Raw genomic sequence first — 1,454 nt, forward strand, 5'->3', positions numbered from 1 at the left:
TTTCGGGTTTTCATATACACTCCAGTTGAGATAATTATCTCTTAACTGGGTGTGTGAATCTATTGGAGCACGTCATAACTCAGTTGTTGAGCCAGGAATAGGTATGTCTCGCCTTCGAATTCTATCTCCGGTGTAAGATTTTTCATATAAAGACTATTTGTAGTCTTATTCTTTGTCAGCGGTACAACTAATCTTGTTGCTAATTGGTCAATTACAGAGTTTTGAACATCTACAAGAAAGGGGTAAGCTTTATTTGTTTTTGAGCTTGGGTTTCTGTAAACATCAAACTGTGCCATTAGAAGTTCCTGTACTCATCACCTATACAGCCGTTCTCAGCAACAAACTCGTTGTACGCAGCTATGGCAGCTTTGTTTTCTTTTTTCCAGCTTTCTTCTTCAACACTTTTCAACTTGTCTTTAAGTGCCTGTTCTAAGGTTGCAGACAGGTTAACTTTTAAGTCTCTAGCTTTTTGTAATAAATCGCTGTTTAAGCTTAAATTAGTCGCTTTTTTTGGGGCATGGATGTCATATAAATCTTGCATTCTATTACTCCAAATTGTTCTACATATTAAGTATACGCATAGGGATGCGCATTGCAAAAAATAGGTTCTTAACAAGCCCGGAATTGTTATGTAGAGATGTATACTTATAGTGCTGGTCTTACTCTCAATTAAACTGCAAAATTAACCGAGTAATCGCATCGCACTGTGTCGGCACTGAACCCGTTGCTGATGTTGATTCTGCGCGTATTGCTCTAGGTGAGTTACTTTGCCGGCGGCGTGCTTAAAGCAGGTTTCAAATTGCGTGGTTAATGTTATCCAATGTCCTTGTTCAATATTGAGGCGCTCTAAAATAGAGGGTAGGTTATGCTCAACCTTGCCACGCTTGTTTGGGTGAATATATCGGCTGGTTATATCTACAAGCTGTAAGTAATCTGGAAGAGTAAAAGGTAAACCATGTGGCATTTCTTGTCTTGGGTTGCCTGTAAAAGGCATAAGTCGTTTAGGTGTTTTGCCGACCCTAGCTGCGTTAATTCGGTATTTAATGCTGGTATGCTCTGAAGTTTCTGGCGTTTTAGCCATCTTTGCTCGTACTGGGTTTAAATCAACATAAGCCATACAGGCGGCAAGGGCTGACTCATCCAATAGCGCTTGAGATTTAAACCGTCCTTCCCAAAAATGGCCCGTGCAGTCGTCTTCTTTATTAGCTGCCCTAGCAATATATTCATTCAGTGCACGCATAAACCAGCTGATATCAAATAGCCTTTTACGCCATACTTCAGCCGTTAACTCCACCGCTTTAATTTGAATTTCATGTAAATCTTTACGTGAATCTACTGACATGTAGCGCTGCGAGAGTAATGTGCCTGTATACAGTTTGAGGTGGTTTAATTGAGTTGACCAGTCCAGTTAAGGATATAATTGAACTTTAGCTGGAGAAAGTAAATGGCCGGAA

At 40.1% G+C, this 1,454-nt stretch carries 3 protein-coding genes; all 3 read right to left on the reverse strand.

What is annotated here, in order from left to right:
* Positions 1–59: 59 nt before the first annotated feature.
* Complete coding sequence (locus QME20_RS19590) at positions 60–296, reverse strand: CcdB family protein (protein WP_281716511.1); 237 nt, start codon at positions 294–296, stop codon at positions 60–62.
* Positions 296–541 (reverse strand): type II toxin-antitoxin system CcdA family antitoxin, encoded by a 246-nt coding sequence (locus tag QME20_RS19595; RefSeq protein ID WP_281716512.1) that lies wholly within the window; start codon positions 539–541, stop codon positions 296–298. The genes QME20_RS19590 and QME20_RS19595 overlap by 1 nt, the downstream gene beginning before the upstream one ends.
* 141 nt (positions 542–682) lie before the next feature.
* Positions 683–1,342, reverse strand: coding sequence for a transposase (locus tag QME20_RS19600; RefSeq protein ID WP_281716513.1), 660 nt, complete (start codon positions 1,340–1,342; stop codon positions 683–685).
* Between the last annotated feature and the right edge of the window lie 112 nt (positions 1,343–1,454).

It is taken from the genome of Alteromonas sp. CyTr2, from assembly GCF_947311905.1.
Lineage (GTDB): Bacteria > Pseudomonadota > Gammaproteobacteria > Enterobacterales > Alteromonadaceae > Alteromonas > Alteromonas macleodii.